At 69.2% G+C, this 2,540-nt stretch carries 3 protein-coding genes; all 3 read left to right on the top strand.

Annotated features, from left to right (window positions below; genetic code table 11):
- Positions 1-280 precede the first annotated feature (280 nt).
- Positions 281-1,588: a sensor histidine kinase gene (locus H5411_RS46175; RefSeq protein ID WP_312878764.1), complete on the top strand. Its 1,308-nt coding sequence runs from the start codon at positions 281-283 to the stop codon at positions 1,586-1,588.
- A 24-nt stretch (positions 1,589-1,612) separates the two neighbouring features.
- Complete coding sequence (locus tag H5411_RS46170) at positions 1,613-2,257, top strand: response regulator transcription factor (RefSeq protein WP_183127983.1); 645 nt, start codon at positions 1,613-1,615, stop codon at positions 2,255-2,257.
- Positions 2,258-2,273: 16 nt separating this feature from the next.
- Positions 2,274-2,540 (top strand): YjbQ family protein (locus tag H5411_RS46165; RefSeq protein WP_183127982.1); only part of this gene is annotated, 267 nt, incomplete at its 3' end.

The raw sequence follows: 2,540 nt of genomic DNA, 5'->3' as shown, positions 1-2,540 counted from the left end.
CCCATCACCACACCGCAGCCGACGCACCCAACGCATCGAGGCACCCACACCTCCCCCCACACCCCGATACGAAGCCTCCTCTGCGGTTCGGGGTGCTTGTCAAGGCATCTTTCCCGCCTTGACAAGCACCCCGAACCGTCAGCACACTCCAGCTTCGGGGTGCCCCACGCAACCCCCACATGCAATGTCGCCGCCAGGCGACGAGGTAGGGCTATCCCCCGCCCAACCCCACCAGCCACCCCGGTACCGCCCACCCCCAAACCCCGGCAAACTCACCCACGTGACCACCCACCCACAAACCCCGCACCACGCCCCAGGTCACCCGCTGAACCCCCGCATCCTCCGTCCCCTCTGGCCCACCACCCCCCGCCAAGCCCTCTCCGAAACCGCCTGGCTGGCAACAACCGGTCTCCTCCCCCTGATCTCCGTAGTCCTCCTCCTCACCGGCACCGCCCTCGGCATCGCCCTGACCCCGCTCCTCCTAGGCCTCCTGATCCTCACCGCTGTCCTCCGCACCGCAAGACTCTTCGGCGGCCTCCACCGCCGCCTAGCCGGAAAACTCCTCTCCCTCCCCCTCCCGCCCCCGCCAGGAACCGACCTCAAACCCGGTCTCTGGAACTGGCTCTCCGCCCGCCTCGGCGACCGGACCGCCTGGCGATCCGTCGCCTACCTCCTGATCCGCCTCCCCTTCGCCTTGGTAGCGATGATCGGCTCCGGTGCACTCGGCTTCTTCGGCCTCGCCTCGTTCAGCTATCCGCTCACCTGGCTCGTCGAGACCACCCCAAGCCACGGCCTGCCGGTCTTCAACATCCAGAGCGACCACTGGCTGGGCACCTTCGGCTGGTGCGCCTCGGGTGCCGTAGTGCTGACCGTCTGGCCCGCCGTCGTGCATCTGCTCGCCGAAGCCGACCGTCTCCTCCTCCGCACCCTGGTCGCCGACCCCGGTCTCCGCGAACGAGTCCGCTTCCTGGAAGAAACCCGCGCCACCGCGCTGGACGAGGCAGCGGAACAACTCCGCCGCATCGAACGCGACCTCCACGACGGCGCTCAAGCCCAGCTTGTCGCCATGGCCATGAAACTGGGCCTGGCAAAGGAAGAACTGGCCGCCGACACGGTCGACCTCGGCCAGATCCGCACCCTGGTCGACGCCGCCCACGGCAACGCCAAACAGGCCCTCACGGAACTCCGCGACCTGGCTCGCGGCATCCACCCCGCGGCGCTGGACAAAGGCCTCAGCCTGGCACTGTCCACATTGGCCAGCTCAGCCGACTTCTCCGCGACTGTCTCAGTAGAACTGAGCCGCCGTCCACCGCCGTCCTTGGAAACGATCGTCTACTTCGCCGCGGCCGAACTCATGACCAACGCGTCCAAACACGGCGCCGGACGCTGCACAGTCGTGGTCGAAGACCGCGAAGACGTATTGCAGCTGACCGTCATCGACCACGGCCAAGGCGGTGCCGCGATCGTCCCCGGCGGCGGACTGGCCGGAATCGCCGAACGACTCCGTCCGGCAGACGGGGAACTGTCCGTATCGAGCCCGGCCGGCGGCCCGACCGTCGTCACCGCCACGCTCCCGCTGCCCCGCTAAGCTCGGCGGAATGAGGGGGAAACTGTGCGGATCGTGATCGCGGAAGACTCGGCCATCCTGCGCCAGGGCCTTGCCGAACTGCTGGGGTTGCGCGGCCATGAGGTAGTCGCGGCGGTGAAGAACGCCGACGACCTCCGAAGCGCCGTCCGCGAGCACGGGCCAGATGTGTCCATTGTGGATATCAGGATGCCGCCGACCCACACCGACGAAGGCCTGCGCGCGGCGATAGACCTGCGCGCCGAACAGCCCGGCTGCGCGATTCTGGTCTTCTCGCAGTACGTCGAAACCACCTACGCCAAGCAGCTCCTCGCCGGGGAAGCAGGCGCGGTCGGCTACCTGCTGAAGGACCGCGTCGCGGAGGTGTCGGACTTTCTCACCGCGCTGGAACGCGTCGCCGCCGGAGAGACGGTGCTCGATCCGGAAGTCGTCCGCCAGTTGTTCGCGACCACCGGCCAGGCCGGTCCGCTCGCCGAGCTGACGCCGCGCGAACGCGAGATCCTCGGGCTGATGGCGCAGGGCCGGTCGAACTCGGCGATCGCGGCGGAGGCGTTCCTGTCCGCCGGCTCGGTCGAGAAGTACGTGACGAGCATTTTCGGCAAGCTGGGCCTGCCGCCGTCGGACGGGCACAACCGGCGCGTCCTCGCCGTGCTCCGCTATCTCGATTCCTGACGCCTACCCTGGCGGTATGTACTCCACCGAGATCGAGGTGCACACCGGCGACCGCGCGGTCGTGCACAACCTGACCCGGGAGGCCGAAAGGTTCCTGCGCGACGCCGACGCCACCGACGGCCTGCTGCACGTGTGGGTGCCGCACGCGACGGCCGGGCTCGCGGTGCTGGAAACCGGCGCGGGCAGCGACGACGACCTCCTCGCCGCGCTCGACGACCTGCTCCCCCGCGACAACCGCTGGCGCCACCAGCACGGCACCGGCGGGCGCGGGCCCGCCCCCCGG

Origin of the sequence: Amycolatopsis echigonensis, from assembly GCF_014174495.1 — a bacterium.
In the GTDB taxonomy this organism is placed as follows: Bacteria; Actinomycetota; Actinomycetes; order Mycobacteriales; family Pseudonocardiaceae; genus Amycolatopsis; species Amycolatopsis echigonensis.
This window is presented reverse-complemented; position numbering and strand designations above follow the sequence as displayed.